Source organism: Enterococcus massiliensis, from assembly GCF_001050095.1.
Taxonomy (GTDB): domain Bacteria; phylum Bacillota; class Bacilli; order Lactobacillales; family Enterococcaceae; genus Enterococcus_C; species Enterococcus_C songbeiensis.
In genome coordinates this window covers 412,838-439,310 of the sequence record NZ_CVRN01000006.1, presented here as the reverse complement: position 1 = coordinate 439,310, position 26,473 = coordinate 412,838, and the positions used below count along the sequence as shown (strand labels likewise).

Here is a 26,473-nt window from a genome sequence, read left to right as displayed (position 1 = left end):
ACAGACCAACCCAGGGACACCGCTTATTTATCCCTTAAAAAGGGTAATAGATGTCCGTCCCTAGAGACACAACATTTTTTCACAAGCAAGGTTCAACCCTTGCTACCATTGAATCAGGACAGGGACGTTTAATGTTTTTGTCCCTTGTCTTGTGAATTATTTTGAGGGACAGACAAAAACATATAAATGTCTTTTTGTCCCTGAGAGACAGACAGACAAAAACATGTTATTGTCCCTAGAGACATTTATTTTTGTCCCTGTTTTTGTCTCTGTCCCTCATTCTTCTTTTTTATCTATATAACCATCATTTATTGAGTAGCCGCCATGTTCTTTTATTCGACGTCTTACCGTTTTTTCAGTAATCCCCATATACTCAGCTAAATCTGTCAAAGTAACTTTTGAGCCCTCATCGAAAGAACTAAAAGCTGTATCTACAGCATCGACTCTCTCTTTCTTCTTTTCTTCAGGAGTTTTTCTTCCTTTGATTGCCTTTTTCCAAGGTGCCTGCTGATCCTCAGGTTGAATATCTTTGAGAATGCCGGTCTTATCGATATCGTGTGTGGGATAATTGAACCACATATTAACTGGCGAAAACTTAGGAAACTCCCGTAATGTCCCCTCTACACGCCAAGCAGTCTTGTTTCGAACAGCTAGACCAGCTTCTTTACACTGACGAAAGACTTCATCATTGACACGCTTTGGCATGCCGTATTTTGCATGGCTTTCCATTTGAAAACGACTCAACAAGTCATCATCAGAAATATTTTCATCTAGATAATTAGGATTATATTTTCTAAATGCTTCCAGTAATACTTTGCAAATCGCTTCGTTCTCTTGCTGCATATAAACATCTTCAGTTAATTCAAGCTCAACTAAATCGAGTAATGCATCGGGATCTCGGGCAAATACTCCGGAACCACTAGCACGGTCCATTGACTTCTTGCCACCTTGCGACCCTTTCGAATGGTGGTGACAATAAACGACGGCACAACCTAATTCGGTAGCCACCTTATCAAACTGATTGGTAAAATGCGCCATTTGGTCTGCACTGTTTTCGTCACCAGTCAAGACTTTATAAATCGGGTCAATGATGACTGCAATGTATTCTTTCTTCTGTGCTCTGCGGATTAGCTTCGGTGCCAATTTATCCATAGGAACAGATTTTCCACGCAAATTCCAGATATCAATATTAATGAGATTTTCTGGTTGCCATCCTAAAGCGGTATAAACGTCCTTGAATCGATGAAGCGCACTTGATCGGTCGAGTTCCAAGTTGACGTACAAAACTTTACCTTTTGTACAATTCCAGCCTAGCCACGTTTTGCCTTCAGCAATCCCGATAGATAGCTCAATTAGTGCAAAGGATTTACCAGCTTTTGAGGGACCCGCCATCAACATTTTATGTCCCTGACGTAAAACGCCATCGATTAAAGTTGGAGCCAATGGAGGCAAATTATCCCAGTAATCAGCTAACCCTTCTGGATCTGGTAAATCATCATTGACTCCCTCAATCCATTCGTGCCATTCTTCCCAGCTGGCTTTTCCGATGTTGGTATCGATAATAAACTGCTTTTTGTCACCACGAACGACGCCAGGCATTCGACTTAAACGGGAAGGATTTCTGTTTTGGTTATCATTAGTCAATCCATTTTTCTTACAGACATCGTAAAGGTAATCTACCCGCTTCCGATATTCCGCGTAGTTATCGGCATCGACTCGTACGATAGCATGAATAGATTTCTTACCACTATAAAGCAATGCGGCAATCGGCAATTCTAATTCCCGCATAATCGCATTTTGTTTTTCAAGACTCATGTTGTCCGATTCAACTAATGCATAGCGAAACTCTGTGACATTATCATTTTTTACACCTTTGCCATCCATGGGATTGAAACGAATCCATGCACCAGCTTCTGGATTATAATCGCCCAAAACGGCACCGATATCGTCTCCACAATTTGTTAATTCTTGAATCAATTGCCCAGCGGTTCGGTCAAAAGATCCTTTGTTTGATGGTTTCCATTTCCCATCCTCGTCCTGCCAAGCGCTCACATTGTAGGCAACTGTTTCTGATGGCTCAAATAATGTTTCCAAATAACGGACAATCTGTTTTGCCGGGTCCCACTTTACCGGTTCATCGATTTCTTTCCCCTCAATCCAGTTGCGGTCAATAATCACTAAATCATCACGTTGCAAAGTATCGTTCCAATCCAACTCATGTCCACCCTCCCCATCCTTAAATGGAGAAGTCCAACCGTTATCTTTTGCCAGTTGGGTAATAGTTGCACCAGTCACCGGCTGATTATTTCCTTCGAAGCTATCCCATTTTTTAAAGCATTCACCAGAATGGTATCGATTAGAATCAACTTGACTCCAACGATCCCAATCAACGGCAGTATAACCTTCATGCTTTAGAGCCATGCCTACGTTAATCCATTCTTGATAGGAAAGCATCGCTGGATCAACGTAAGCAAGTAGCTCTACTAAATCTAATTTATTTTCCACATGCCTTTGTTCCTTTCATTATTTATGTCTATTTCTTATAGCCTCAATTTTACTTGCAGACAATAATGCACAAATAGAAAATCCGAGGATAACACCAACTACGATACTAATAAATTCACTCATTCAATCACTCCTTTATTTTTGTGGTTAGTGGACTAGCATTGCGACATTACAATCTCCTTAAAATTCCAAATTGCGAAATTGAGAGTATCGACCTTTATACGCCAAACATTCGCCAAACTGTAATACAGCTCTTGATTTTCATCATCTTCATAAGACATAGCTTCTTGTTCTAGCTCTTTTATTTTTGTTATGCATTCTGACTTTCTGTTTTTTAACACTTCTAAATACTCCTGATAGTATTTTTCAATTTCCAATGTCAAAACCTCCTAAGTTAATAATTTCTGTCGTTACCTGACTAATTTACTTCATAAAAACAGTCCGACGTGTTTTAGCCCTTTTATCTCCAAATAGTGGCTTGTAATCAATGCTATTTAACACTTTTCGGAAGCTGATCTGTTCTTCATTCCATTTAAATACGAGAGTGCCGTTAGGTTTTAGAACTCTCATACATTCCTCAAAACCATCATGAATCAACGTTGGCCAATATTGATTTAATTTCCCGTACTTTTTGACCAGCCATGAGTTGTCACCAGCATGGATTAAATGCGGAGGATCAAAAACCACTAAATCAAATTCGCCGTCAGGAAATGGCATGTCAGTGAAATCAGCTACAACATCAGGATTCACATTTATTATGTGCCCAGTTTTCAATTCTTCATAATGCTGCCTAATATCCATGAAAGTTACATCAGGATTTGATTTGTCATACCAAAACATTCTGCTGCCACAGCAGGCGTCTAAAATTTTAGGCATTAGCTTCCTCCTTTATTTCTTCCGTTAGTGGACTACAACATTGTAATTTTGAACATCGATAGCAGTTGGAACCCGCCAGCCATTTGCTGCAATTCGATTGATTAACCCTTTGGCAGTATCAAACTCCCATGTCCCGACTTTTTGAAATCCATACCGTTCAAGCAAACGAATTTGTTTCGGTGTAGTGAGTCCCTCCTCACGGCGTTTTCCTAACCGATCAAGGAGTTTAGCTGCTTTACCTGCGTTATCGATTTCATCGGGCATAATACCCAATTTCTCTAAAGCGGACACTTGATTTTCAGATGGCGGACTCATTTCCCAACCAAAAGCAGGAACATAACTTGATAGGTCCTCTGCTTGGATAGACATTTCAAATTGTAATGGATCAACAAGTTTCCTTTTTCGTCGACGCATTTCTGCTAATTTTTTCGCAAGAGCCTCTTCACGTTCTGCAACGACATCTTCGGAAGCTTTTTGTTCGGCTGTCTCAAGATCAATAGCTACTCCGGCTTGTTCAATATTTTCGGTCATCTTTTTGGCCACTGCTTCATTTTCGGCAATCAAGTGGGCTGGATGACAAAGCTCATGACGTTCCGTATGCCAAAGAAAATCTAACAACAGCAACTCCTCTTTCCCTGGATATAAACGGGTGCCTCGCCCGACCATTTGGCTATAAAGACTTCGTACCTTAGTTGGGCGAAGAACCACGATGCAATCCACGGCCGGACTGTCCCAACCCTCTGTTAACAGCATCGAATTACATAGCACATTGTATTTATTATTTTCAAAGTCTTCCAAAATTTCCGTACGATCTTTTGATTCGCCGTTTACTTCGGCAGCATGGAAGCCTTTTTCGTTCAAAATATCTCTGAATTTTTTTGATGTTTTGACTAATGGTAGAAATACCACTGTTTTTCTATTTGCACAGTGCTTGACCATTTCATCAGCGATTTGATAAAGATAGGGATCCAGTGCGGTGCCTAAATCTCTTGAAGAAAAATCACCGGCTTGTTGTTTCACTGCAGTCAAATCTAATTTCAAGGGAATAGTTAATGCTTTGATTGGTGACAAAAACCCTTCTTTGATTGCTGCTGGTAATGTGTATTCATAAGCCAAAGATTCGAAATATGTACCGAGGTTTCGCATATCGCCACGATCCGGCGTAGCTGTAACCCCTAGTACATTTGAATCCTCGAAATGGCTCAGTACTCTTTGATAACCATCACTAATACAATGATGGGCTTCATCGATGATAATCGTATCAAAGTAATTAGGCGGAAACTGACTTAGTCGCTTCTCACGTTGCATACTCTGAATGGATCCCACCACGACCCGGAAAAAACTTCCGAGGCTTGTTTTTTCTGCTTTTTCAACTGCTGTTTTTAGTCCAGTGGACTTTTCTAATTTATCAGAAGCTTGATCCAGTAATTCTCCCCGATGGGCAAGGACGAGCACACGCTCGCCCATTCTTACCCTATCTTCGATGACCTTACTGAATACAATTGTTTTTCCGCAGCCAGTAGGCAGAACTAGCAACGTACGTTTCTTACCTTCCTGCCATTCTTTTTGGATAGAACTGCGTGCTTCTTGCTGGTAAGGTCTTAATTTCATAGTACTTTCCTTTCTTTGTTGGTATAATTTAAAATAAAAAGGAGGTAAATATATATGAACAAAAAGATTTCTATTTCTTTTCCTGCTAGTCAAAACAATACTGTTGACGGTGTTTTCGACCTAAACGAATATTGTCCCCATTGTGCTTATCCTATAGAACCTATTATCCGTGGATGTTACGCTCAAGAATTATTCAATAAACTTCAAAACACTGCAGCGGTTGTATTACAGTGTCCTCGAAACGAGTGCAGAAGATTTCATATCCAAGCTTTCAATTTCACAAAAACAGGATCAGAGCACCATTCAATTGATAAGGTTGGAGGTTTAATTGCTTATTCTTACAAACCTCTTTTAAAAAATGATCTTCCAACAGAAATTAGGGAGACATTTCCAGATTTTGATACAATATATAACCAAGCTCTCGAAGCTGAATCTGTCGGATTAGATCAAATAGCTGGATTGGGATTTCGGAAATCATTAGAATTTCTTATAAAGTCATTCGCAATAAAAAGAGATGCTGAATCTGAAGAAAAAATCAAAACGGAAACACTGAACAACACCATCCGAAATCGATATAATGATTTACCTCGAATTCAAAATTTACTTGAACTTTCAGCATGGATTGGAAATGATGAAGCTCATTTTGTCAGGAAACATAGTTCTCTTGATATTCAGACAATGAAACGTTTTATTCGATCAGCCTCAATGTTCATATCTGGTGAACTTGATTACGAATTTTCTGATGCGTACGTGGCCGCAGAAAAAGAACGAGTCAAGCAAGAAAAGTTAGCTAAACAAAATCAAGATCAATAATTTTATAAAACTCATTCTCTTTATTGCCGTTGGTAGTAAATCCTTTTTGAATTAGGATTTTCTTTCCTTCGGCTTTTGTTGTTTCATCAGAAGCAATAATTTTTCCTATGACACGAATTTTCCATTTCCCAAACTCGTATGCGGGGGGCTGTGGAACAAAAAGTTCCACATAGCCACCGTTAAAATTAATTTTTTTCGATTTATCCATAATTAGTTCTCCTATGCTAAAATCGTGATCCGCTGAGATTCGACTTCTTCTGAAAGCTGTTCTTTCAAGTATTCACGGATATTTACAATTGCTTGGTTACGCCAAGCGCCTCCATCTGCTTCGAAAATTGCTGCACGTGGACCATCTTTCATCCGGAATACGAACTGACTAACTGGCTGTTCTACTTCAAGGAATGTCCGATAAGGTGCCAGGTTGACCGGATTCGGTACTTTCACATCCGCTTTACTAGCAAGCCCTTGTTTGATCGCGACTGCTTGGCTTACACCATCGTCGCCAGTCGTTTTTACGTTGTCTTCGGTCACATTGCCAACTACTTGCAATAAAATCGCACGATCATCAAGATCCGTTTTCGTTTTTAGATCCACAAATTTAGACTGAAGCGCAATGTTGAAAGATTCCATATCATAGAATTGTCCAAAGTCGAATCGAGGAACAATTGCTCCCACAGTAGCCAATACTTCCCGTCGGCCATCAACTTCTAGCGTCCCCATCAATTGAATGCTTGATTCATCTTCAATGTGCAAAATTAATTTTTCTCCTTCACGCTCGATGTTCGATTTCACATAATTCACTAATCCACTAAGTGTATTGATATGGATGTGATTTTTAGCCAATACTGCACGAGGAAAAATTTCTTCCACAGTACCTGCAGTATTTACAGAAAATAAACGTCCATCATCCATTTCAACAATTCTTTCATGCGGTTTTGTTTCTAATTCACTAATAAATTTGATCGCATCTTTTGTTAAGTCCATCTATTTATCCTCTTTTCTTTTGTAGGTCGATTACTTGCTGGCGTTTGGCCTCTTCTTTTTCAATGACATCAATCGGCTCACCAATATCGGTTTTGGGTTGGCCGTCTTCTGGATCCAAATACGTTTGACCAGGAACTGCCGATCGCAACTCATGTGCTTCTACTTTTCCAGTCGAGAGATCCTTTCCTGTGAGAACTGTTGTCGATACACCTTCCACTGGTGCCAATCTCGTTGTGAAGTCACTGCTCACTGCAATTACTTGCCGTGTGCCGTCTGGTTTAAATTCAAGCTTGATCGTGACAACTCGTTTGGCTTCTGCTGGTGTATTCGGATCATGGATATTTTGAAAAACTTTTTGAAGTTCACCATCCAATTTTTCTTGGATGGCGCCTTCCGCTAATTCTGACAGCTGCAAATCAATTTCTTTTGACATAGGTGATTCCTCCTAAAATGCCCCTGGTTGGTAGCTTTGTTGTGGTTGTTGATTAAATCCTTGTTGCGGTTGGTTCTTTACGGGTGATTGAGTATAGTTTTGTGCTGGTTGTTGATAGTTGTTCGCTGCTAGTTGACCTTGATAATTTGATTGTGGCTGTTGTAACTGCTGAACGATTGCAGGCATTTCTTTGGTCGTGTAGTAACTTGCGTCACTTGGATAGAACCGATCGACATCATTGTAGGTGTTATCTTTGTAAGTCCGATTCTTGATTTTTACCGTACCTTTAGCCCCAGATACGAGGTTCCAATTCATTTGCAATGGGGCATCTTTTTTCTTTTGACCGATTGCTGCAAAAAATGCTGAAAGCAATCCTTCAGTAGAGCTATGCAAATACAAATTATTGAAAACAATCGCTGTACCTTGATCGGATACAATTTTCAACTCTAATTTTGCCATGTTGCATGCGGGAATTTTAGATGTTGGCCCCGGTGTATAACGTGCCCGTTCGAACTTCTGAACTTCAAAAAGGTAGTCACCTGGTGTAAGAATGATTCCACCTTCACTATCTTTCGTGATTGTGTCATCCCATCCTAATTCGTGATCTTGTTGATAATTTTGTGCCATTATTTTTTCCTCCTAAAATTTTTGTTGTGTTCGTAATTCTTGAATCATGACAAAGACTTGTTCCCAAGCACCAACTAAAACGCCATTAATGTAGCCAGGATCATAATTTGCGATTGGTGTACCTTCTGGATAGTATCCCTTGCTTGATGTAGCCATCATGATTTCTTGTGGCAAAACATTATTTGCCTTCATCAAATCAACTAGATTTTGAGGAATTCCAGAATAATCCACCGTATCACGCTCAAAAGTCGGCTCGGCTGGTGACTGGGTCGGTTGATTTAGTTCTACCGGTATAGTTGGTTGAGTCGGTTCGTTGACTGGCAATGATTGTGATGTGGCTTTTTGAATAACTGGTGACGATACGAAAATGTGTGCAATGCTAGCGAAATTCATATCCAATTCATCTGGTAAGCCAAAACGATTCTTGGCATCCCAAGCTGGATGATGGGTGGTGTACATCACACGTTTTCCACCCTGCCCCTTGAATTTTTTCCCTTTGTCATCGGTAGCCACTGACAAAGTTTTATAGTTGCAGAAAAGTACCATGTCTGCCCATTCTTTTGTGAGTGGAGCTGTTTTTGCTGTAGTCTTATTTCCAAGCTTCAACTCCCAGCGATCATAAGCACCCATTTCATCAGGTTGCTCAAATTTGGTGATTTTGGCATGAGCGGTTAATACAACATTGATGCCAATCTCTACCAAATCAGACAGCTTATTTAGGAATCGTCCGTATTCTTCCTCTAATTTGATAAAGCCTTCACCGTAGCCGAATTCCGTAATACTTTTTTTATTCGCATTACTGGTGATGAATTCTATGCATAAACGTTCTGCCCAATCCACCGTGTCAATAATGAGTGTTTTGCATGGCATAGTTTGTTTTACATATTCAATTTGGCTCAAAAGCATTGTCCAACTTGACGGTTTGTCCATTCGTATTACATCCATGTTGCTGGTACTACCTTCTGTATCGATAAATAATGGTTCCGGAAATTGCGAAGCCAATGAAGTTTTACCAATACCTTCTGGACCATAAACGACCGCTTTTTGAGCTTTGGCGATAACGCCTTTGGTAATATTCATTAAAATGTCCCTTCCTTCCATTTAGGTTGCTGAGGTTGTGGTCCGCCCTCAGTTGCTGCTTGCGGCAATCTATTTTCGACGACATAACCATCCTCGATAATTATTTCGCATTCGTCACCAGTACTTACTCGTGTTGCAATAGCTTGTAGTCCTTCTTGTTCAAGCCATTCCCCGAATTCTTCCAATGATTTCATATCCATTTGTTCCAATTTATCTAACAAAATGAAACCGCAATCTGGTTTCAGCTTTCGAACGATTGCCGTAGAAACTTTGAGTTGATCTGATCCAGACATGTTGTCCCATTTTTGTCCGTTGTAAATTAAATCACCTTCCTCAACAGATAATCCTGGTAACGGCAAAGGAGCATTGTTTAGCAGAGAAGCTTTCGATTCACGAACGTTATCTAATTCTTTTGTCAAATTGTCATATTGATTCTTGTACTCTTTCGCATCATCTTCAGCTTTATCTTTATCAAGATTAGTGCGTACCTTGCGATTGATTTCATCAACTTCGGCAATATTTCGTTGCAATTCTTCTGTTGATTCATCCTGTAATATCGCTGCAGTTTTTTGCGCTGTTGCTAAATCTTGCGATAACTGGTTAAATGAAACTTGCTCTTTTTGAAGTTGTGCTTGCAGTTCTTCCATCCGAAGTGTGAGAGTTTTAATAGATTCTTCGGATTGCGATAGCTGAAAACTAATCTGCTTGACTTGGTCACGCTTCCGTTGATTTTCACCGTTTCTAGCTAAGATTACTTGTTGCTGATTCACTAAATCAGAAACAGAAATCAATTCTTTTGGAGCATCTGGAAAATAGATTTGTTCATCAGCAAATTTCTTCTTTTGATCAGCAATTTGACCAATCGTGCGCCGACGATTATAAATCTCCTGTTCTGCACGTTCTAATTCAAATAGCTGATCGCCTACGCCGATAATTTGCAAAAGAATATCTGCTTTTTCTTTAGATGAGGATTCGATAAATTTCGGTAAATTAATGGCCAACTCTTCCACAAAACTATTTAACAGCGTTTGCCCACCCTTTTCGCCATTTGGATCAATAACTTTTAGATCAGAATTTTTCCCGTCACGTTTTACGACGAGACCATTGTTCATGGTGATATTCAGATTAGGTGGTGTCATAGAGCCTTCTCGGTATGCCTGACTAGGCTTAAATTTATTACCACCTAACCCCCAAGCAATAGCATCCAATACGCTAGTCTTACCTTGATTATTATTGCCGCCTACAATCGTTAAGCCATTTTGTGTAGGTTCGATTTTTACCGCTTTGACCCGTTTTACATTTTCAATTTCAAGCTTATTGATTTTTACTGACATTTCTTAACCTCCTACTTTTTGATAAAACTGAATCAAATCGTTTCTTAGTGGCATGCCGATTTTGATATAGCAGCTAGTGCAACAAAATAAATCGTGTGTTGGACTGTAAGTCCCTTCCTCATAACGGACGGCTTCCACTGCTGATCCATATTCATTCGCAACAGCTACCTCGTTATATTCTTGAATTTCTTCTGGTTTACGACTACAAATTGCACATTTCATGTGTTACACTCTCCTTATACAAATCATTTTTTTATCGGCTTACTTCGTTGGCAGACGAGGTAGGCTCTTTTTTTACTGCAATTAATTGACCATTTGGCAGAAAATATTGATCTGTCCGTTTTCCATCGATGATGATAGAAGTCAAAATTACAGTCACTTGCTTCGATTGGATATCTACGCTCTTTTCCCTTTCTAACGTGGTCCCCGTTATAACTGGTGTCACATTCATAATCGGTTCCTCCTTCCTTGGATATGCTGCAAATCTAGCATCGTTAAAACGGTTCATAGACTTTTTAGCATTTATACTTGTTGTTCCAGTTTTAGGCGAAGTGCTAATCGTTCTATCTCTTCTTAACCGATTAATTTTTCCAGCTACCTGTTTATAAGTTCTATTGCACAACCGCCCCAACTCTGTGTGGTTGCAACAATATCCATTTTCATCAAATTGAATATTCGATAGTAAAATATCAACTTCATTTTGAGTCCAATTTTTCTGAACAGCAGTTTGTTTCAACTTTCCTATTTTTTTGAGGCGTGTAATTCGACCGGCTATTGATTGCCTCGACCTATCAAGACTGTTACCAATGTCTTCGTAGCTTTCACCTTTTTTGTACATAGAAATGATTCTCTTATCTTCACTATCAGTAAATTTTCTTCCTTTAGGATCAAAGGCCTTACTAAAATCAGTCTGTGGAAATTGATTATCTCTTCGTAGTTTGTAGATTTTTGCATCTATTGACTTTGGGGACCGGCCTAGCTTCTTTGCTAACTCTTCAGCATTAAGAACAACGTTTGTCTCTGCAAGCAACGCATTTTTCTTCAGATATTGAATTTCTTTAGTTGTCCAGTTTTTCATCTATTCTCACCTTCTTCTCACGTCATTTTTGTGTGCAAAAAAGCCAATCGTGTATGCTATGCAGATAGCTGCCATGAAACCTATGATTAGCAATGCCAGCCCCAGATTGTAGTTGCCAATAAAAGCGAATGTGACTGCCAGAACTACAACCGTCATAATTAGTGCTACCGTGGAAAATGAATCGCTCATTTTTTAACCTCCCATCTAAATTTTATGTTTTTCCATCCATTCGTCTAAATCTTTAACGTCATATTTCCATCTGCCTTCATCCGTTAATTGAACGACTTTAAGGCCTTCTTTCACCCAGCTATTGATCGTCGTTGGTGATGTTCCGGTATATCGGACGGCTTGCTTCTGAGTCAGATAGCGCCGCGGAACGAAAGTAGCCAAAATGGAAGTCAATTTTTGATCGAGATATTCGTTGACAATATTTCTTACTGCAGCAATGTTCATTTCGCTTCCCTCCTTCAATTACAAGCCGTACATGGTAATAATCGAATCAATAATTTTGTTAGCATCTGCTGTCGTCTTTTTCCCATTAATGATTAAAGACAACTCACTTTTGCTGATGCCAAATCTGTCTGCGAGCATTTTGTAAGTCAAAAACTTCGAGCTTTCAACATAATTTTTGATTTTTTCTCTATCTCGTAGTGTGATTTCAGCGACTTCTGTCATCTTGTCTCCCCCTTCCCATTTAATGCAAACAAATTTAACAACTATTTTCTAGACTTATTGACAAAATTAGATTAATAATCTATACTGAATCCATAGTTAAATAAGACGTTAAAACTGTGATTTAAAAGCTTTCTTGGCGGTTGGCATTTAATAATCAGTCGTGTTTTTTGTTGTCTTTTTAGTTGTTAAATTTGTTTACAAAACATAGTATAGATTATTAATGTATATATGTCAAACGTTTTTACATTATTTATCTAAACTTTTTTTGTAAGTAATCAGAAAGGTTGCTATATCAATGAATACTTATGAAATAATAAAAGACCTAGCAAAGGAAAAGGGACTATCAATTAGGCAATTAGAAATGAATTTTGGTTATTCCAATGGTTATATAGGAAGTTGGAAGAGACAGACTCCTAATTCAAAAGAACTTGCACGGTTAGCCGATTATTTTGGAGTAACTGTTGATTATCTTTTAGGAAGAACCGAGAATTCCGCTTCTCAACCTAATAATTTAACTGACATGGAAAAAGAATTACTTATGCGGTTTCGCAAAGGAGAAAAAGAGGTACCAGAGGATAAAAAGGCCTTATATCAAAAGCAAACAATGGATTTAATGGATTTTATTACAAAAACTATGAATGAGTTAGACGAAAAGAACAAATAAGTGGGTGATGTTGGTGGATCAGTTGGTACGGGATCGTATTATGTTGACAAATTTAATCGTTAATCAATTTATGTTAAAAAAAGGTATTGATCCAGAAGAATATACGCATGAAATATTTTTTGAGGATTATGTAACGAGAAATAGTATTGCGGTGGTGGATCGCATTCCTATGATAGAAGCTGAATTTTTTTTAGGGGTTACGGTTCGCAGTCAACGAAGCACCGCTATATTTTTAAATCAAAATGCAACAATTAACCGAATACGTTTCAGCAAATGCCATGAATTGAGTCATTGCCTATTTGACATGAATTACAGATTACCTACACAGCAATTTTTTAATGCAGGGCGAAAAGACAATTTCTATACTGAGGACGAAAAAGTTACAGAATCATTAGCTAATGCAGCAGCTGGTATCATAATGACTCCTGATATCAAGATAGTGAAATTTTTACATACAGAAATTTCCTTTTATCGATTCGCCGAAATGTGCAGAATGAGTCAAGCTGCTCTATACTATCGACTTATTGAGTTTTGTGTTTACAGTGCAGATATGGATGAAATTTCAGCAGTACGATGTGTTAAAAAATTACAAGACACGAAGGACCGTTACCACATTAGGTCTTACCTATCTGGTTGGGGATCAACTAAAGAAAAAGAAATCGTATCTGATTTTGAAAATGCTTTAGGCTAGTGACATATCAAAAAAAGCCGATGCTGTGAACATCGACTATCTACCTATATTTCTCAGGCAAATATATTATATCAGAAGTAGGTAGAATTTGATGAAAAATAAATCATTAATCTATGAAACCAGCATCATCGTATTAGCAGTTATTTCCATCACTTTGGTTGTTTTAGATTTCGCATCAATTATAAGAATTTCTGAGGCACCCTATTTTTATATTGATAATGTGATTTTAATCATATTTGCTGCGGATTATTTCTATCGTTTTTATAAAGCTGATAAGAAATCCAGTTTTTTCTTCAGAAATATTTTTGATTTAATAGCCATCATTCCGTTTGATTCAGTATTCTCTTTTTTCAGAATAGCTCGGATATTTCGTATTGCTCGTATTAGTCGATTAGCAAGATTGAGCCGTTTAGTAGGAATTACAGGAAAATTAACCAAATATTTGAAGAAATTTCTTTCTACAAATGGATTTATAAATGTTCTTTATGCAAGTGTGGTATTAATTTTGTTGTCATCAGCAATTTATTCTTACTCGGAAAATGTGCCATTCACGGATGCTCTGTGGTGGGCATTGGTCACAACGACAACCGTTGGATACGGAGATATTTCACCGTCCACACCATTTGGGAGAATATCAGCAGTTATTTTGATGTTCGTGGGAATCGGATTCATTGGATTTCTAACTTCGACATTGACAGAATTCTTTAATAAGAAAAATGAAGCAGAAGAAACAACCATCGAGAATAAGATTGACTTACTACTTAGAAAAATTGATGATTTAGAAAATGAAATAAAAGAGTTGAAAAAATAAAAAAAGCCCATGCGGTAACATGGACTCCCTACCTCATAATTCTAGGCAAAAAAATTATAACATAGAATTGGGGTTATAAAAATGGATATTTTTTTGTTGTTGGTTGGTATGTTTGGTTTTGTTGGTTTCTTCATTAATTTAATCATCAGATTATTTAAGAGACGACCAAAGAAAATTGCTTTATACGGAATGCTTGCTACTTTTATCTTGTTTGTTGCCGGTGGCATGATGTTGCCTCCTTCTGAGAATTCTACGACTGCTGAAAGTAGTAGCGCGGTTACTGAAAATTCAGACAGTGCTGACAAAGAAAAAGCCGAGAAAGAAAAAGCTAAGAAAAAAAAGTTGGCTAAGGAAAAGGCAGATAAAGAGAAAAAAGAAGCTGAACAAAAAGCAGCTGCTGAAAAGGAAGCTAAGGAAGCTGAAGCTAAAAAGAAAGCTGAAGCGGAGAAAGCCAAAGTTGTTGCTGCTGAAAAAGAGAGAGCTCAAGAAAAAGCACAAACAAATAAAGAACTTGCTTCTACAGAATTCTCCGGTACCCAGACGATAGATGTTAACGATGGCAATCCGACTTTTACCGAAAGTGATTTATCTACCAAAGAGGGTGCTTGGGAAGAATACAGTAATCTCGATAATCTAAATAGAGCTACGGATGCTGAGGCATTATTAAATCTTGATATGCAACCAACTGAAAAAAGAGAATCATTAACATTCGATCCTACCGGCTGGCATAATAAAAAATTAAAAAGCGGCTATTTGTATAACCGGTCTCATCTCATTGGCTTCCAGCTAAGTGGTGAAAATAATAATCCGAAGAACTTAATTACCGGGACCCGACAATTAAACTCTCCCGAGATGTTGCGTTTTGAATCTGATATCAATTACTACCTAGAACAAAATCCTAGTGCCTTTGTACGCTACTCGGTAGTTCCCGTTTTCAATGGTAATGAATTAGTTGCGAGAGGTGTACATCTACAAGCACAATCCATCGGGAGCGATGCGATAAAATTTAATGTATATATCCATAATATTCAAGATGGGGTAACTATCAATTATGCTGACGGAACCAGTCAAGTAAGTGCAGCAGCTCAACCTGTCGAGGAAAAAGAGCAAGCTCAAGCTGAAGAAAAATCTACACCCGAATCTGAATCACAACAAGCGGCGGCTCCTGAAACTGGAGAAATGGTTTATATTACGCCTACAGGTAAGAGATACCATAGCCATCCCCACGGTAACGGAAACTTTACTGAATCTACTCTTGATGCAGCAAAGGCACAAGGTCTTACTCCGTGTGAAGTTTGTTATTAAATTTATGACCAAAAAAGTTCATCCTACCAGCTAAAGTCTGGTGTTGGCTGAAAAATATATTAAAAGGGAAAGAGGAATATACCATGCCAAAATATGTCGTGTTACAAGTTGTTTTGAAGGAAAAATTCATTGGAAAAGACTCGAAAAATCTTTCAGAGCTTGAAGATACAATCAACAAGCAATGTGCTAAAGGTTTCAGATTACACACCATTTCCACAACAAATGGCGGAAGTAAAGGCTTCGGTGGTGGAGACAGAATACAGGCAACTTTGGTGTTTGAAAGCCTATAAACAAAAATAGCACATCCCCCACCTTCGAAAGTTAAGGATGTGCTAATAAATCAACCTGCAATAGGTCTTGCCTATTGTATCAAAAACATGGAGATGATTCAAATGGCTACTTTCAAAGAATACACACTAAAAGATGGCACAAAGAAATGGATGTTTAAAACATATTTAGGTATTGATCCCCTAACGGGAAAACAGATACAAACGACTGGACGCGGTTTTAAAACACAACGTCTAGCCAGATTAGCAGCAGCACGTGTACAAACAGAATTCGAAACAGATATCAAGAAAAAAGAAGTACCAAAAACGTATCGTGATGTTTATCATTCTTGGATGAAAGAATATGAAAAAACAGTTGTCGGCTCTACTCTGCTAAAGACTGAACGGATTTTCAAAAATCACATTCTTGATGAATTTGGTGATATTTATATCAGCGAGATTACACCGATTAAAATACAAGAGGTTATGGATGCCTGGTCAAAGAAATATTCAACCGCTTCAAAAATGATTAACTATACCGGTCTAGTTTTTAAATACGCGATTCGGTTTGGCTATATCGATCGTAATCCAGTTGATGCTATCATTAAGCCTAAAGCAAAAAAACATAAGCGAGACACAGAATTATTTTATGATAAAAAAGAATTAAAGCTATTTTTTTCCGAATTAGAAAAATCACCTAATCTGAGAGCTAAAACATTTTTCCGGTTATTAGCTATGACTGGAATGCGTAAACAAGAAGCTGCTGCTCTCCAGTGGAATGATATCAATTTCAGAGCTAAGACGATCAACATTGACAAAGCCATCACACGAACGGCAGCCGGCCTGGAAGTTGGAAAAACTAAAACAGTTGGGTCTAATCGAATTATTTCAATCGATAATAAAACACTTGTTGCCTTAATTTTATGGATTGTCGAACAAAATCCTACTAATGACAGTGATCTAATTTTTGGTACCGAATCAAACTCCATCATGGGATTAGATACCCCTCGCAAATGGCTGTTAGCTATTCAAAACAGAATGGATGAAACTGCTGGTAAAAAGTTACCACGGATCACCACGCATGGTTTTCGTCACACACATGTTAGTTTGCTAGTTGAAATGGGTGCAACCTTGAAACAGGTCCAAGATAGATTGGGGCATGATGATGCTCAAACGACCATGAACATCTATGCTCACGTCTCCAAATCGTCACGAGAACAGCTTGCTGATACGTTCAACAAATTCATTGATTTTTGACACGTTCAAGGTCACTCTCAAGGTCAAATTAAAAACTGTATTTGTATATCAGCGTTCTTGCAACTCCCGCCAGCTCCATTTGTACCTTCCAGTACTTTTCACTAAGAGTAGAAATCCTTTGATTTAAAAGGATTTCTACTCTTTTTGTTTTCAGTAGATTTCGGGAAATAGATAAAGATGGCATTCAAAAGGGCATTCATTTTCGTTGGAAATTTAGCTTACTTTTTCGGTGGGTTATTTTTTTGCAAAAACAAAAAAAGCAATCGATTTTATACAATTTGGAATATATAATAAAAACATTGAGGAGCATGAATATTATGAAAATGAAATATATTTACATTGTCGCTTTAGTATTAGTTATCGCTACCATGGTTTTAACATTGATGGATATTCATATGCCGCTGCTTTCTTCCATTGTCAACTTATTTATTGTCGCTTTACTTATTAATGACATATCAAAGGAGAATAAAAATGACGAGTAATAAGACACCTGAATCACAATTAAGAGCAAACAGAGAATATCGTAAACGAGTAGGTTCTGATGAAGAAAAGCGAGAACATCGTAACTATATGACCGGACGACGGAGTGCTCGGTCTTTTATCAACAATAGAGCTACAATCGATGATTTAGAAGAATTGGAGCAACTAATCGCAGAACGTAAAAAAGCCCTCCGCTAAAAATCAGGGCATTCTACCATAGGACTCTTTCACATTTTTAATTATATAAAATAAACGTTGAAGAGGTAAAAAATGAAAAAAAGAAATTGAGTTGTTGGGCGTCCTGCACAAATAAAAAATTGATATGGCAGATGCGATATTTGTCGTAAACATTAATGGTTACATCGGTCCGAGCACACAACGTGAAATAGAATATGCCAAGCAAAATCAGAAACAAATACTCTATTTAGAATCATAAAAAATCTGTTCCCCATTTGCTTCCCCACAAAAAAACAGAACTGAAAATCGGTTTACTCACCGATCTCAGTTCTGTTTTTTCATAATTCTATTCTGCTCGTAATGCGATGGCTGCATCTTTTTTTGCTGCCATTCTAGCTGGGAGATGTCCGCCAAGCATGGTTAAAACGGTTGATACAATAATTAGAATGAGCCCATGGACGGGATTTAATTGTGCCACATTTTTTAAATCTGTCATATTGTACAAGAGTGCATTAATTGGGAACGTCGTCAACCAAGCAATCACCACACCCAATGTACCAGAACCGATTCCCAAGATAAAGGTCTCTGCATCAAATACCCGTGTGATATCCTTCTTGCGGGCACCTAACGCTTTTAGCACGCCGATTTCTTTCGTCCGTTCGATAACGGAGGTATAGGTGATGATTCCGATCATAATCATACTTGTCACCAACGAAATACCAGCAAAAGCAACCAATACATAGGTGATGGCATCCATCAATCCACCGGTCAAATCCGTCATAGTGCCAGCTAAATCAGAATAAATAATCTTATCTTCTTTGCTTTTTCCTTTGTTGTAATCATCCAGATATTCCAAAACCTGATCTTTGTCTTTATAGTTATTAGGATAGATCATAATACTATTTGGAATACTGCTGCCGCCAAGATACGCAATCGTGCTTTCTTTGGTGCTGTTATCTAGTTTTTCATTGGACATAACATTGACATCACTTTGTTTTTGCGCTTCAACGATTGCTGAGCTTTCGTTTTCTTCAACGATTTGAGAAGTCAATTCATTGCTATAGGCGATTCCCGGTGCCAATAGATTCATCGTCGAGGAAGATTTCACCCGCAGGATGCCGGAAATTTTTAAAGTGTCATTGTTTTCACTGTCATACATTGTTTCGTAGTCTGTATTAGGAATGAAATTTCCTGTTGGCAACTCTTGGTAGTAATCATTGTTGTCGACTAATTTAAATTCGGTTCCCACAATCGCATCAAAATCTAATTTTTCACCGTCTTTAACATCAAAGCCCAGATTTTTCAAGGAATTGATATTGGTGTTATTGTTGCCATCCACAATCAATACTACATCAGTTGCTGATTTAGGGTAAGCTCCTGAAAGTAATTTATAGTTTTCTTCTAAAAAGCTGCCGGAATTTTCATCGAGCTGTGTTGGAAAAGAAGATACTCCGACACCGGTCATGCTAGCCATTGCGTTTGTCATGCTAAGTCCAGTTCCTTCAGAAGCATCATTGGATAGTTTCACCGGTTGGATTTTTCCATCAACTTCCCGCAATAAATTCATTCCTACCAATCGCGTGTAGCCAATATTATTACTCAGTTCTGGATTAATTGCTTCGATATAATCCACGTAGTCCTGATCAATTTTGTTGGTGTGCTGTGCCCGATCTTCGTCACTGATTTTTACCGTAATCGTATCAGAATCAGGAAAACTTCCTTTATCTGTTCCTAGTGCTTCGTCACGATTTGTTGTTTGATCTGTTGTCACCTTTGAAATCGTAATTGGAAATTTTGACAGCGTTTCTGACTGGGTTTTATCAATTTGATTTTGGAAACCGCTGGATAATGCCAAAACAATCCCAATACTGATAATCCCGATACTAGAAGCAAAAGCAGTCAAAAAGGTTCGACCCTTTTTGGTTCGCAAGTTGTTAAAGGATAATTTCAATGCTGTAACAAAACGCATTTTGGTCCGTTTTAGTTGAAATTCTTCTCCCTTCTTGCCTTCTTTATGGGGGTGAGAATCAGCCAAAATTTTCCCGTCAGAAAATTCAATGATTCGATCTGCGTACTGATGTGCCAATTCAGGATTGTGGGTCACCATAATAACTAATTTTTCTTTTGAAAGTTCTTGGATCAAATTCATGATTTGCAAACTTGTCTCGGTGTCCAAAGCCCCAGTTGGTTCGTCACACAGTAAAATATCCGGATCATTTGCCAATGCCCGCGCAATGGCTACCCGCTGCATTTGTCCCCCGGAAAGTTGATTGGGTTTTTTATGCATGTGGTCTTCCAAACCGACTCTGCGCAACGCATTTTCTGCTCGTTTCGTTTTTTCTTCTTTAGATACACCGCTCAACGTCATGCCCAACTCAACATTGGCAATGATTCCTAAATGACTGATCAAATTATAGCTTTGAAAAACAAAGCCGATGGAATTGTTCCGATAGGCATCCCAATCTGCATCTTTAAAGGTTTTCGTCGATTTTCCATCAATCACCATATCTCCGGAATCGTAATTGTCCAGTCCACCGATTACGTTTAGCATGGTTGTTTTCCCAGAGCCGCTTGCTCCTAAAATCGCCACGAATTCTTGCCGACGAAAAGCAACGGAAACACCGTCCAACGCTTTTGTTGTCGTGTCACCAACGTGGTAATATTTTTTTATCTCTTTTAATTCTAGCATCGTTTCATCCCTTTTTTCGCTTATTTACTTTGTGAGGATAGCATGGCATTATTAACTCAAAATGAACAAAATTCATACTTGGTTCACAAGAATCTGGTACTATTATCATGCAAAAAGGAGGGTAAAGCAAATGAGTCGGATTTTAATCGTGGAAGACGATGAAAACTTAGCATTACTTTATCAAGTGGCGTTAAAAAACGCACAATTTGAGGTCTTCAGTGCCAATAACGGACTGACAGCACTAGATATTATGGACAAACAATACATCGATTTGATCATCAGCGATATTATGATGCCGGATATGGACGGCTATGAATTGGCAAAAAGTTTGCGGGAAGCCGGTTATGAATTGCCGATTCTACTGATTACCGCTAAAGACACTTTTGAAGACAAGAAAAAAGGCTTTAAGCTCGGTGCAGATGATTATATGGTTAAGCCAATCGATGTCAACGAAATGCTTTTACGAGTCGATGCTTTGCTGCGACGGGCACAGATTGTTCATACAAAAGAATTGACCGTCGGAACGACAACTTTAAGCCAAGAAACCTATCAAATAAAAACGCCGGAACAGACAGAAACGCTCCCGCAAAAAGAATTTCTATTATTGTATAAATTACTAGCTTACCCTAATAAAATTTTTACCCGTCAGCAATTGATGGATGAAATCTGGGGCTTAGATTCAGATACCGATGAACGAACCATTGATGTACACATTAAGCGTCTGCGGACCAGATTGATTGATAACCAGGACTTTTCAATTGAAACGATTCGCGGGCTTGGCTACAAGGCGGTGATTTTGTGAGAAAGAAACTCCATTCCCAACTGTGGATCTATTTTGCCACCATCATTTTTTTGATGATGATTCTGGTATTGGCAATTTTTGTTTCTCTGCTGTTTTTAATCAATCATTTCGAACTGCTAGCGCCGGAAAAAGAAAATCATATTCTTCCATTTGCCTTTATTATTTTTTTAAGCTCCGTGATTGGTCTAGTGATTTCCTTTTTTGTGGGAAAACGTATTTTACAGCCGATTGGGGATTTGCGCCAAGCAATGAGTGAAGTAGCTAAGGGAGATTTTTCGATTCAACTAAAAGATACTGAGCCTAAACTAGAGGACGTGGCCCAGCTCTATCATGATTTTAACGTGATGGTTGAGGAGCTTAACAGCATTGAGACCTTGCGAAATGATTTTGTTTCTACTGTTTCTCATGAATTCAAAACACCGATTGCAACCATCAAAGGCTATGTACAGCTTTTACAAAACGAGGGGATTTCCTCCACCGATCGACAAATATATCTCGAACGAATGTCAGAAGGCACGCAACAACTCACTCAATTGACAGACAATATTTTAAAACTGACAAAATTGGAAAATCAAGGCTTGGGCTTGGATCTGCAACTTTTCCGGTTAGACGAGCAGATTCGCGAGGTCATTTTATTTTTACAACCAAAATGGGAACAACTGAACTTGGCTCTTGATCTAGATTTGCCCCGCACCAATTATTTTGGCAACGAAGAATTCCTCTACCAAGTGTGGTTGAATCTTATGGACAATGCCATCAAATATAGTCAACAAGGTGGAAAAATCAAAATTTCACTGAAAAAGGAAGCTCGAGGTCAACGAATTACCATTACCGATGAGGGAATCGGTATCCCAGTAGATGCCGCTCCACGAATTTTTGACAAATTTTATCAGACAGACTCCAGCCGCAAAGCAAAAGGTAATGGACTTGGGTTGGCACTAGTCAAACAAATCATCGCCTTGCATCATGGCAGTATTGAAGTCGACAGCAAGCCAAATCACGGCAGCAGCTTTCGTATTTTTTTGCCAAATAAAGCAGTCCCCCGTTGAAAGAAAGATTTCAGCGGGATTTTTTTTCAACAGAGTAGTGCTTTTGTTTCTTGACCTCCCTCTTTTTTCTTCGTATTCTTAAAAGTGAGGTGACCGCTTATGTATTCCATGCTGAAAAAAATCATCACGGAAAAAGATATCTATCGTCAAGTCCTGCTTCTGGAAAATTTAGTGAATCATCCACAACTGACAGCAAAAGAATTAGCTGCAGAAATCAAAACTACTGAACGAACGGTTTTTTCTGATCTTCAGTTGATTCGTGAACAACTGCCTCAAGATTGGCAGATTGAAACCGATAGTTCAGGCATTCGCTTGATTAATAAGCAAAATTTATTAGCCAATGAATTATGGGAATTATTTTTGCCCCAATCAATCAGCGTTCGCTTAATCAAAGAACTCTTTTTTGCAAAAGAGCTCCCTACGCCCGATTTTTTGCAAACGACAGGAATCTCCTATGAAACGTTGAGACGACACACCAGCAAAATCAATCAGCAGTTAACCGCCTATCACATCCGGATCAAACTGAGCCCCACCACGATTCATCTGTCGGGCACAGAAAGTGGCATTCGGATTTTTTATCATCGTCTGTTGGTGCCCTTCACCCATAATAATTATTTTTTTGATGACTATGCCATTCATGAAAGTCATTATTTTCACTTTCTAAAAAAACTCAATCAATCCAATTTAGCGGTTGAAACCGAGCAGATTTTTGGTGCTTGCTGGTTTTTCATCAATACGATTCGCATCAAAGCCAACTGTCGAATCGACTCGTTTCCTTTTGACGAAAAAAATCCCTTGTTTCAATTGTATCGTCCTGCCTTAAAAAAACTTTACCGTCAGGAAGGTATTTATTTAAAAGGAGAAGAAGTTTTCTTTGCCTTCTTTTGCTTCTTAGAGAGCTGGAACTACAACAACCCTTATGGAACAAAACTAATGGAAATTTTGCAGCAAGACTACTCCTCTTTACTACAGGAAATACAAAAATTCATCGTAACATTTGCCGATGAAATCAAGCGTCCGGCATTAACTGAGACATCTTTAGCAATCAATTTGCTGGTACTTTTACTGAAATATGTGGAATCACCGGTTCTTTCAGAACAATTTCAATTGGAGTATCAGGAATTACTCAGCGAACGGTATGATCGTTATATGAATTTGCAGGAGAAAAATATGCTGCTGCTGAAAAATTTACACCCATTGATTGAGATCACTCCTTCTACCTACCTGCTAAATATGGTTGCACTGCTGATGCAGCAAGCCATTTTTTCGATTGCGCCGCAAGTGATGACCGTTTACTTTGTCTTCCAAGGAGAACCGGCTTGGAAAGCTTTTTTACAGCAGGAACTTGCTGATCTTTTAGGAAAACGGGTACTTTTGAAGCCGGTGGAAGTAACCGAACTGGAGGAGCTGACTTTTTCTCCAACCGATATCCTCGTCTCCAATTTTCCATTAGAAAAATTACCGATCCCGATTATTTATATTTCCACCAATCCCACAAAAAATGAGCTTGATCAATTGACCAAGCTCACCTTAAAACCTTATCTTTGACTAGCGGGTAAAATCGCTGGTCGTTTTTTCTCTTCTGCGAAATACTTGTTTACTGATTCCTTTTTCGACCTCAACCGCTAAGAATAGTAGCAAGGCATTGCCAAGAATTACTAGCTGTTGGGATAAGGACAAGCTCGTAGTTCCAATCAGTTGCTGACCGAGGGGAAGGAAAATCACAGCTGCCTGTAGGAAAAATAAAATTCCCAAAGAGCCAAACAAGACTTTATTTTGAAATAATCCGCGATTTAAGGATGGATTCATTAATTCCCGACAGTTGATCATGTAAACGGCTTGCGCGACAACAATATTTTGTAATAAAATCGTCTGTTGCAATGCTTGTCCATCAAATTGTGAAGCTAGGAAATAGGCAGGAACCATAATCAATAAAGAGACATAGCCGATTCGAAACACACTGTATCCTGATAAAATGCCCTCGTTTGGTTTCCTCGGTGGTCGCTTCATGGTGTCTTCGCTGGCTTTTTCAAATCCCAATGCATAAGACAACGTAATTGTCGTCACCATATTGACCCACAAAATTTGAATCGGTGTCAACGGCAGCGGTCGATTGATTAATAGTGCCCAAATGACAATCAGACCTTGCGCTAAGGCTGTTGGTAAAAAGAAGTTGATGGTTTTTTTCAAGTTATCAAAAATCCGACGTCCTTCTTTGACTGCTTTAGCAATTGTATGGAAATTATCGTCTGCCAAAACCATATCAGCTGCTTGTTTGCTGACCTCGCTGCCTTTGATGCCCATTGCAATGCCAATATCCGCTTTTTTTAATGCTGGAGCATCATTGACGCCATCTCCGGTCATTCCGACGATTTCCCCGTTTGTCTGCAAAGCAGTGACGATCCGTAATTTATGCTCAGGCGTCGTTCGTGCATAAACATCTACTTTACTGACTTGCGATGCCAGTTCTTGATCAGAGAGCTGATCAATTTCCTTTCCTTCCAAAACCTTGGCTGTATGCCTCAAACCGATTTCGATACCGATGGCTTTTGCAGTTTCTTTGTGGTCGCCTGTAATCATTTTCACCGCAATTCCAGCTTGTTGCGCCTCTGCTACTGCTTGAATGGCACTTTCTTTTGGCGGATCAATAATCCCTGCCAACCCGGCAAAGGTTAAATCCGTTAACATTTCATGGGTAACGGTTTGAGCATTTGTTCCTTTTTTATAGGCAAAGCCCAATACGCGCTGCCCTTTTTTTGCCAATCGTGAGGCTTCCTCTTGCCATTTTTTCCGTTCGTCCATGGTCAGTGCAGTTTTTGTCATCACTACTTCCGGTGCACCTTTGACAAAAATCACTTGCCCGCCATTTTCTTCATGCATGGTCGCCATATATTTATAGCTGGAGCTGAAAGGAATTTTATCGATTACTTTTTTTAGCGGCAAATCCGCTGATTCAGTATATTGAAGCAACGCCAACTCAGTCGGATTGCCTCGCAAATCAGCAACAGACTGATTTTCCTGCAATTTCAACTCCTGACAGTTGTTCATGATTTCCATGATTCGATCAGATTCTTTTGTCACAACATCCATTACAGTCATTTCATTTTTAGTCAAGGTACCGGTTTTATCTGAACAAATCACCGTCATTGCCCCCAAAGTTTCGACGGAAGGCATTCCTTTGATGATTGCATTTTCTTGCGCCATTTCCTTTACGCCCATCGAAAGAATCATGGTTAACACTGCCGGTAACCCTTCTGGAATCATGGCAACGATCAGGGCGATCATCGCCGAAAACAGAATATTCATCTCTAGACCATAACGAAATGTTGTAAAGAAAAGTAGAAACAAAATCAGTAACAAAATTCCACGAAAGATTTGCTTGTTTAATTGATGCATTTTCCGAACCAAGGGTGTTGTTTGTTTTTGAACGGATTGTAGTGCTTGATTGATTTTACCTATTTCTGTGGTGTCACCCGTTTCAACTACGATTCCAACAGCAGTTCCCGCTTGAACCAACGTCCCGGAAAAACCCATGTTGCTTTGATCTCCCGGTGAAGCATCTGTTTTGATTCTTTCCGTATTTTTTTCTACCGCTTCGGACTCACCGGTCAAAATTGATTCTTCGATTACCAGATCATGGACCTCCACTAAACGAAGATCTGCCGGAACAACATCCCCCGCCTGTAAAACAACCAGATCTCCCGCGACTACTTCTTCAACCTCAATACTTTTTTTCATTCCGTCTGACAAAATAACGGCTTCTTGTCCCATCATTTGTTTCAATCCGTCTAATGATTCCTCTGCCTTACGTTCCTGCCAATAGCTGACAAAGCCGTTGACGATCACTACTAGAAAAATAATGCCGCCTTCTACAAATTCCCCTGTCGCAAATTTCAGTAGCGCAGCAAACAACAAAACAATCATCAGCAAATCAGTAAAATGCTTTAAGAATTTTTGCCACGGTTTTAATTGCTGCTTTTCTTCTATTTTATTCTCGCCATTTTCTCTCACCCTTCTTGTCCGCTCACTTTGCGGCAAGCCGTCGAATGATGTGCGTAGTTTTTTCATCACTTGTTTTTCTGAAAGCTGGTACCATTTCATTCGCAATTCCTCCTGTTTCTTTGATACTTTAAGTATACGTAGAAAAATTGGGAACAACGGTCGATAATTTCAGGGAAAGCTGAAAAAAATGTGGCTTCTCTGTTCTTTAGTGCATATAATCCATTCATTGGTTTTCCGATAGTCTTCTTATATAATAGAACCAGC

The 26,473-nt window shown here is 38.8% G+C and carries 29 protein-coding genes; 12 read left to right on the top strand and 17 right to left on the bottom strand.

The features are described from left to right. Window positions 1-276 precede the first annotated feature (276 nt). From BN1875_RS06905 to BN1875_RS06890, 4 genes are all read right to left on the bottom strand, one after another. Window positions 277-2,505 (bottom strand): AAA family ATPase, encoded by a 2,229-nt coding sequence (locus BN1875_RS06905; protein WP_048604110.1) that lies wholly within the window; start codon window positions 2,503-2,505, stop codon window positions 277-279. Window positions 2,506-2,660: 155 nt separating this feature from the next. Further along, window positions 2,661-2,882, bottom strand: a complete 222-nt coding sequence (locus tag BN1875_RS06900; RefSeq protein ID WP_048604109.1) for a hypothetical protein — start codon at window positions 2,880-2,882, stop codon at window positions 2,661-2,663. 46 nt (window positions 2,883-2,928) lie between these two features. Next, window positions 2,929-3,381, bottom strand: a complete 453-nt coding sequence (locus BN1875_RS06895; RefSeq protein ID WP_048604108.1) for a class I SAM-dependent methyltransferase — start codon at window positions 3,379-3,381, stop codon at window positions 2,929-2,931. Between the two features lie 24 nt (window positions 3,382-3,405). Next, complete coding sequence (locus tag BN1875_RS06890; RefSeq protein WP_048604107.1) at window positions 3,406-4,992, bottom strand: DEAD/DEAH box helicase; 1,587 nt, start codon at window positions 4,990-4,992, stop codon at window positions 3,406-3,408. Between the two features lie 54 nt (window positions 4,993-5,046). Between BN1875_RS06890 and BN1875_RS06885 the strand changes: the two genes are divergently transcribed. Beyond that, a complete protein-coding gene (locus BN1875_RS06885) occupies window positions 5,047-5,805 on the top strand; it encodes a DUF4145 domain-containing protein (RefSeq protein ID WP_048604106.1) in 759 nt (252 codons plus the stop codon). Here BN1875_RS06885 and BN1875_RS06880 read toward each other — a convergent pair. From BN1875_RS06880 to BN1875_RS06830, 11 genes are read right to left on the bottom strand one after another with little or no spacing between them, the layout of a single operon-like run. Further along, a complete protein-coding gene (locus BN1875_RS06880; protein ID WP_048604105.1) occupies window positions 5,783-6,013 on the bottom strand; it encodes a hypothetical protein in 231 nt (76 codons plus the stop codon). The genes BN1875_RS06885 and BN1875_RS06880 overlap by 23 nt on opposite strands. A gap of 11 nt (window positions 6,014-6,024) precedes the next feature. Further along, a complete protein-coding gene (locus BN1875_RS06875) occupies window positions 6,025-6,789 on the bottom strand; it encodes a hypothetical protein (RefSeq protein WP_048604104.1) in 765 nt (254 codons plus the stop codon). Window positions 6,790-6,793: 4 nt separating this feature from the next. After that, the gene (locus BN1875_RS06870; protein WP_048604103.1) at window positions 6,794-7,222 is read right to left on the bottom strand and encodes a hypothetical protein; all 429 of its coding nucleotides are present in this window, start codon (window positions 7,220-7,222) and stop codon (window positions 6,794-6,796) included. Window positions 7,223-7,234: 12 nt separating this feature from the next. Next, entirely contained in the window at window positions 7,235-7,849 is a 615-nt protein-coding gene (locus BN1875_RS06865; protein WP_048604102.1) for a hypothetical protein, read from the bottom strand. A 12-nt stretch (window positions 7,850-7,861) separates the two neighbouring features. Further along, window positions 7,862-8,929 carry an ATP-binding protein gene (locus BN1875_RS06860; RefSeq protein ID WP_048604101.1) on the bottom strand — a complete coding sequence of 356 codons (1,068 nt, stop codon included), beginning with the start codon at window positions 8,927-8,929 and terminating at the stop codon, window positions 7,862-7,864. Further along, window positions 8,929-10,263, bottom strand: a complete 1,335-nt coding sequence (locus BN1875_RS06855; RefSeq protein WP_048604100.1) for an AAA family ATPase — start codon at window positions 10,261-10,263, stop codon at window positions 8,929-8,931. The genes BN1875_RS06860 and BN1875_RS06855 overlap by 1 nt, the downstream gene beginning before the upstream one ends. Before the next feature lie 3 nt (window positions 10,264-10,266). Next, the gene (locus tag BN1875_RS06850) at window positions 10,267-10,485 is read right to left on the bottom strand and encodes a hypothetical protein (RefSeq protein ID WP_048604099.1); all 219 of its coding nucleotides are present in this window, start codon (window positions 10,483-10,485) and stop codon (window positions 10,267-10,269) included. A 31-nt stretch (window positions 10,486-10,516) separates the two neighbouring features. After that, window positions 10,517-11,341, bottom strand: a complete 825-nt coding sequence (locus BN1875_RS06845; RefSeq protein WP_048604098.1) for a helix-turn-helix domain-containing protein — start codon at window positions 11,339-11,341, stop codon at window positions 10,517-10,519. 6 nt (window positions 11,342-11,347) lie between these two features. After that, window positions 11,348-11,530, bottom strand: a complete 183-nt coding sequence (locus BN1875_RS06840; RefSeq protein WP_048604097.1) for a hypothetical protein — start codon at window positions 11,528-11,530, stop codon at window positions 11,348-11,350. A 15-nt stretch (window positions 11,531-11,545) separates the two neighbouring features. Continuing rightward, complete coding sequence (locus tag BN1875_RS06835; RefSeq protein ID WP_048604096.1) at window positions 11,546-11,794, bottom strand: helix-turn-helix transcriptional regulator; 249 nt, start codon at window positions 11,792-11,794, stop codon at window positions 11,546-11,548. Between the two features lie 18 nt (window positions 11,795-11,812). Then, window positions 11,813-12,016: a helix-turn-helix protein gene (locus BN1875_RS06830; protein WP_048604095.1), complete on the bottom strand. Its 204-nt coding sequence runs from the start codon at window positions 12,014-12,016 to the stop codon at window positions 11,813-11,815. A 295-nt stretch (window positions 12,017-12,311) separates the two neighbouring features. Here BN1875_RS06830 and BN1875_RS13900 point away from each other — a divergent pair, with 295 nt between their 5' ends. From BN1875_RS13900 to BN1875_RS06795, 8 genes are all read left to right on the top strand, one after another. Continuing rightward, a complete protein-coding gene (locus BN1875_RS13900; RefSeq protein ID WP_082147255.1) occupies window positions 12,312-12,680 on the top strand; it encodes a helix-turn-helix domain-containing protein in 369 nt (122 codons plus the stop codon). 40 nt (window positions 12,681-12,720) lie between these two features. Beyond that, window positions 12,721-13,371, top strand: a complete 651-nt coding sequence (locus BN1875_RS06820) for an ImmA/IrrE family metallo-endopeptidase (protein WP_187115918.1) — start codon at window positions 12,721-12,723, stop codon at window positions 13,369-13,371. Between the two features lie 91 nt (window positions 13,372-13,462). After that, on the top strand, window positions 13,463-14,182 hold the full coding sequence (locus BN1875_RS06815) for an ion transporter (RefSeq protein ID WP_048604093.1): 720 nt from the start codon (window positions 13,463-13,465) through the stop codon (window positions 14,180-14,182). An 81-nt stretch (window positions 14,183-14,263) separates the two neighbouring features. Beyond that, complete coding sequence (locus BN1875_RS13535) at window positions 14,264-15,487, top strand: DNA/RNA non-specific endonuclease (RefSeq protein ID WP_048604092.1); 1,224 nt, start codon at window positions 14,264-14,266, stop codon at window positions 15,485-15,487. An 83-nt stretch (window positions 15,488-15,570) separates the two neighbouring features. Further along, complete coding sequence (locus BN1875_RS06805; protein ID WP_048604091.1) at window positions 15,571-15,777, top strand: hypothetical protein; 207 nt, start codon at window positions 15,571-15,573, stop codon at window positions 15,775-15,777. 102 nt (window positions 15,778-15,879) lie between these two features. After that, complete coding sequence (locus BN1875_RS06800) at window positions 15,880-17,010, top strand: site-specific integrase (RefSeq protein WP_048604090.1); 1,131 nt, start codon at window positions 15,880-15,882, stop codon at window positions 17,008-17,010. A 317-nt stretch (window positions 17,011-17,327) separates the two neighbouring features. After that, window positions 17,328-17,492 carry a hypothetical protein gene (locus BN1875_RS13640; protein WP_156171205.1) on the top strand — a complete coding sequence of 55 codons (165 nt, stop codon included), beginning with the start codon at window positions 17,328-17,330 and terminating at the stop codon, window positions 17,490-17,492. Beyond that, on the top strand, window positions 17,482-17,688 hold the full coding sequence (locus BN1875_RS06795) for a hypothetical protein (protein WP_048604089.1): 207 nt from the start codon (window positions 17,482-17,484) through the stop codon (window positions 17,686-17,688). The genes BN1875_RS13640 and BN1875_RS06795 overlap by 11 nt, the downstream gene beginning before the upstream one ends. A gap of 325 nt (window positions 17,689-18,013) precedes the next feature. On the opposite strand, the gene BN1875_RS06790 is transcribed toward BN1875_RS06795, so the two are convergent. Next, window positions 18,014-20,356, bottom strand: coding sequence for an ABC transporter ATP-binding protein/permease (locus BN1875_RS06790; RefSeq protein WP_048604088.1), 2,343 nt, complete (start codon window positions 20,354-20,356; stop codon window positions 18,014-18,016). A gap of 130 nt (window positions 20,357-20,486) precedes the next feature. On the opposite strand from BN1875_RS06790, the gene BN1875_RS06785 reads away from it, so the two are divergent. The 3 genes from BN1875_RS06785 (at window position 20,487) to BN1875_RS06775 (ending at window position 23,755) form a co-directional block, all read left to right on the top strand. Then, entirely contained in the window at window positions 20,487-21,158 is a 672-nt protein-coding gene (locus BN1875_RS06785) for a response regulator transcription factor (RefSeq protein WP_048604087.1), read from the top strand. Then, window positions 21,155-22,207: a sensor histidine kinase gene (locus tag BN1875_RS06780; RefSeq protein ID WP_048604086.1), complete on the top strand. Its 1,053-nt coding sequence runs from the start codon at window positions 21,155-21,157 to the stop codon at window positions 22,205-22,207. Before BN1875_RS06785 ends, BN1875_RS06780 begins: the two co-directional genes overlap by 4 nt. 108 nt (window positions 22,208-22,315) lie before the next feature. Further along, window positions 22,316-23,755, top strand: a complete 1,440-nt coding sequence (locus BN1875_RS06775) for a global transcriptional activator MafR (protein WP_187115921.1) — start codon at window positions 22,316-22,318, stop codon at window positions 23,753-23,755. Here BN1875_RS06775 and BN1875_RS06770 read toward each other — a convergent pair whose 3' ends face one another. Further along, the gene (locus BN1875_RS06770; RefSeq protein WP_048604084.1) at window positions 23,756-26,308 is read right to left on the bottom strand and encodes an HAD-IC family P-type ATPase; all 2,553 of its coding nucleotides are present in this window, start codon (window positions 26,306-26,308) and stop codon (window positions 23,756-23,758) included. Between the last annotated feature and the right edge of the window lie 165 nt (window positions 26,309-26,473).

Coding starts and splice junctions, on each gene's coding strand:
- BN1875_RS06895 (WP_048604108.1), bottom strand. CDS start 3,381: ATGCCTAAAATTTTAGACGCCTGCTGTGGCAGCAGAATGTTTTGGTAT.
- BN1875_RS06890 (WP_048604107.1), bottom strand. CDS start 4,992: ATGAAATTAAGACCTTACCAGCAAGAAGCACGCAGTTCTATCCAAAAA.
- BN1875_RS06885 (WP_048604106.1), top strand. CDS start 5,047: ATGAACAAAAAGATTTCTATTTCTTTTCCTGCTAGTCAAAACAATACT.
- BN1875_RS06880 (WP_048604105.1), bottom strand. CDS start 6,013: ATGGATAAATCGAAAAAAATTAATTTTAACGGTGGCTATGTGGAACTT.
- BN1875_RS06875 (WP_048604104.1), bottom strand. CDS start 6,789: ATGGACTTAACAAAAGATGCGATCAAATTTATTAGTGAATTAGAAACA.
- BN1875_RS06870 (WP_048604103.1), bottom strand. CDS start 7,222: ATGTCAAAAGAAATTGATTTGCAGCTGTCAGAATTAGCGGAAGGCGCC.
- BN1875_RS06865 (WP_048604102.1), bottom strand. CDS start 7,849: ATGGCACAAAATTATCAACAAGATCACGAATTAGGATGGGATGACACA.
- BN1875_RS06860 (WP_048604101.1), bottom strand. CDS start 8,929: ATGAATATTACCAAAGGCGTTATCGCCAAAGCTCAAAAAGCGGTCGTT.
- BN1875_RS06855 (WP_048604100.1), bottom strand. CDS start 10,263: ATGTCAGTAAAAATCAATAAGCTTGAAATTGAAAATGTAAAACGGGTC.
- BN1875_RS06850 (WP_048604099.1), bottom strand. CDS start 10,485: ATGAAATGTGCAATTTGTAGTCGTAAACCAGAAGAAATTCAAGAATAT.
- BN1875_RS06845 (WP_048604098.1), bottom strand. CDS start 11,341: ATGAAAAACTGGACAACTAAAGAAATTCAATATCTGAAGAAAAATGCG.
- BN1875_RS06840 (WP_048604097.1), bottom strand. CDS start 11,530: ATGAGCGATTCATTTTCCACGGTAGCACTAATTATGACGGTTGTAGTT.
- BN1875_RS06835 (WP_048604096.1), bottom strand. CDS start 11,794: ATGAACATTGCTGCAGTAAGAAATATTGTCAACGAATATCTCGATCAA.
- BN1875_RS06830 (WP_048604095.1), bottom strand. CDS start 12,016: ATGACAGAAGTCGCTGAAATCACACTACGAGATAGAGAAAAAATCAAA.
- BN1875_RS13900 (WP_082147255.1), top strand. CDS start 12,312: ATGAATACTTATGAAATAATAAAAGACCTAGCAAAGGAAAAGGGACTA.
- BN1875_RS06820 (WP_187115918.1), top strand. CDS start 12,721: ATGTTGACAAATTTAATCGTTAATCAATTTATGTTAAAAAAAGGTATT.
- BN1875_RS06815 (WP_048604093.1), top strand. CDS start 13,463: ATGAAAAATAAATCATTAATCTATGAAACCAGCATCATCGTATTAGCA.
- BN1875_RS13535 (WP_048604092.1), top strand. CDS start 14,264: ATGGATATTTTTTTGTTGTTGGTTGGTATGTTTGGTTTTGTTGGTTTC.
- BN1875_RS06805 (WP_048604091.1), top strand. CDS start 15,571: ATGCCAAAATATGTCGTGTTACAAGTTGTTTTGAAGGAAAAATTCATT.
- BN1875_RS06800 (WP_048604090.1), top strand. CDS start 15,880: ATGGCTACTTTCAAAGAATACACACTAAAAGATGGCACAAAGAAATGG.
- BN1875_RS13640 (WP_156171205.1), top strand. CDS start 17,328: ATGAAAATGAAATATATTTACATTGTCGCTTTAGTATTAGTTATCGCT.
- BN1875_RS06795 (WP_048604089.1), top strand. CDS start 17,482: ATGACGAGTAATAAGACACCTGAATCACAATTAAGAGCAAACAGAGAA.
- BN1875_RS06790 (WP_048604088.1), bottom strand. CDS start 20,356: ATGCTAGAATTAAAAGAGATAAAAAAATATTACCACGTTGGTGACACG.
- BN1875_RS06785 (WP_048604087.1), top strand. CDS start 20,487: ATGAGTCGGATTTTAATCGTGGAAGACGATGAAAACTTAGCATTACTT.
- BN1875_RS06775 (WP_187115921.1), top strand. CDS start 22,316: ATGCTGAAAAAAATCATCACGGAAAAAGATATCTATCGTCAAGTCCTG.
- BN1875_RS06770 (WP_048604084.1), bottom strand. CDS start 26,308: ATGAAATGGTACCAGCTTTCAGAAAAACAAGTGATGAAAAAACTACGC.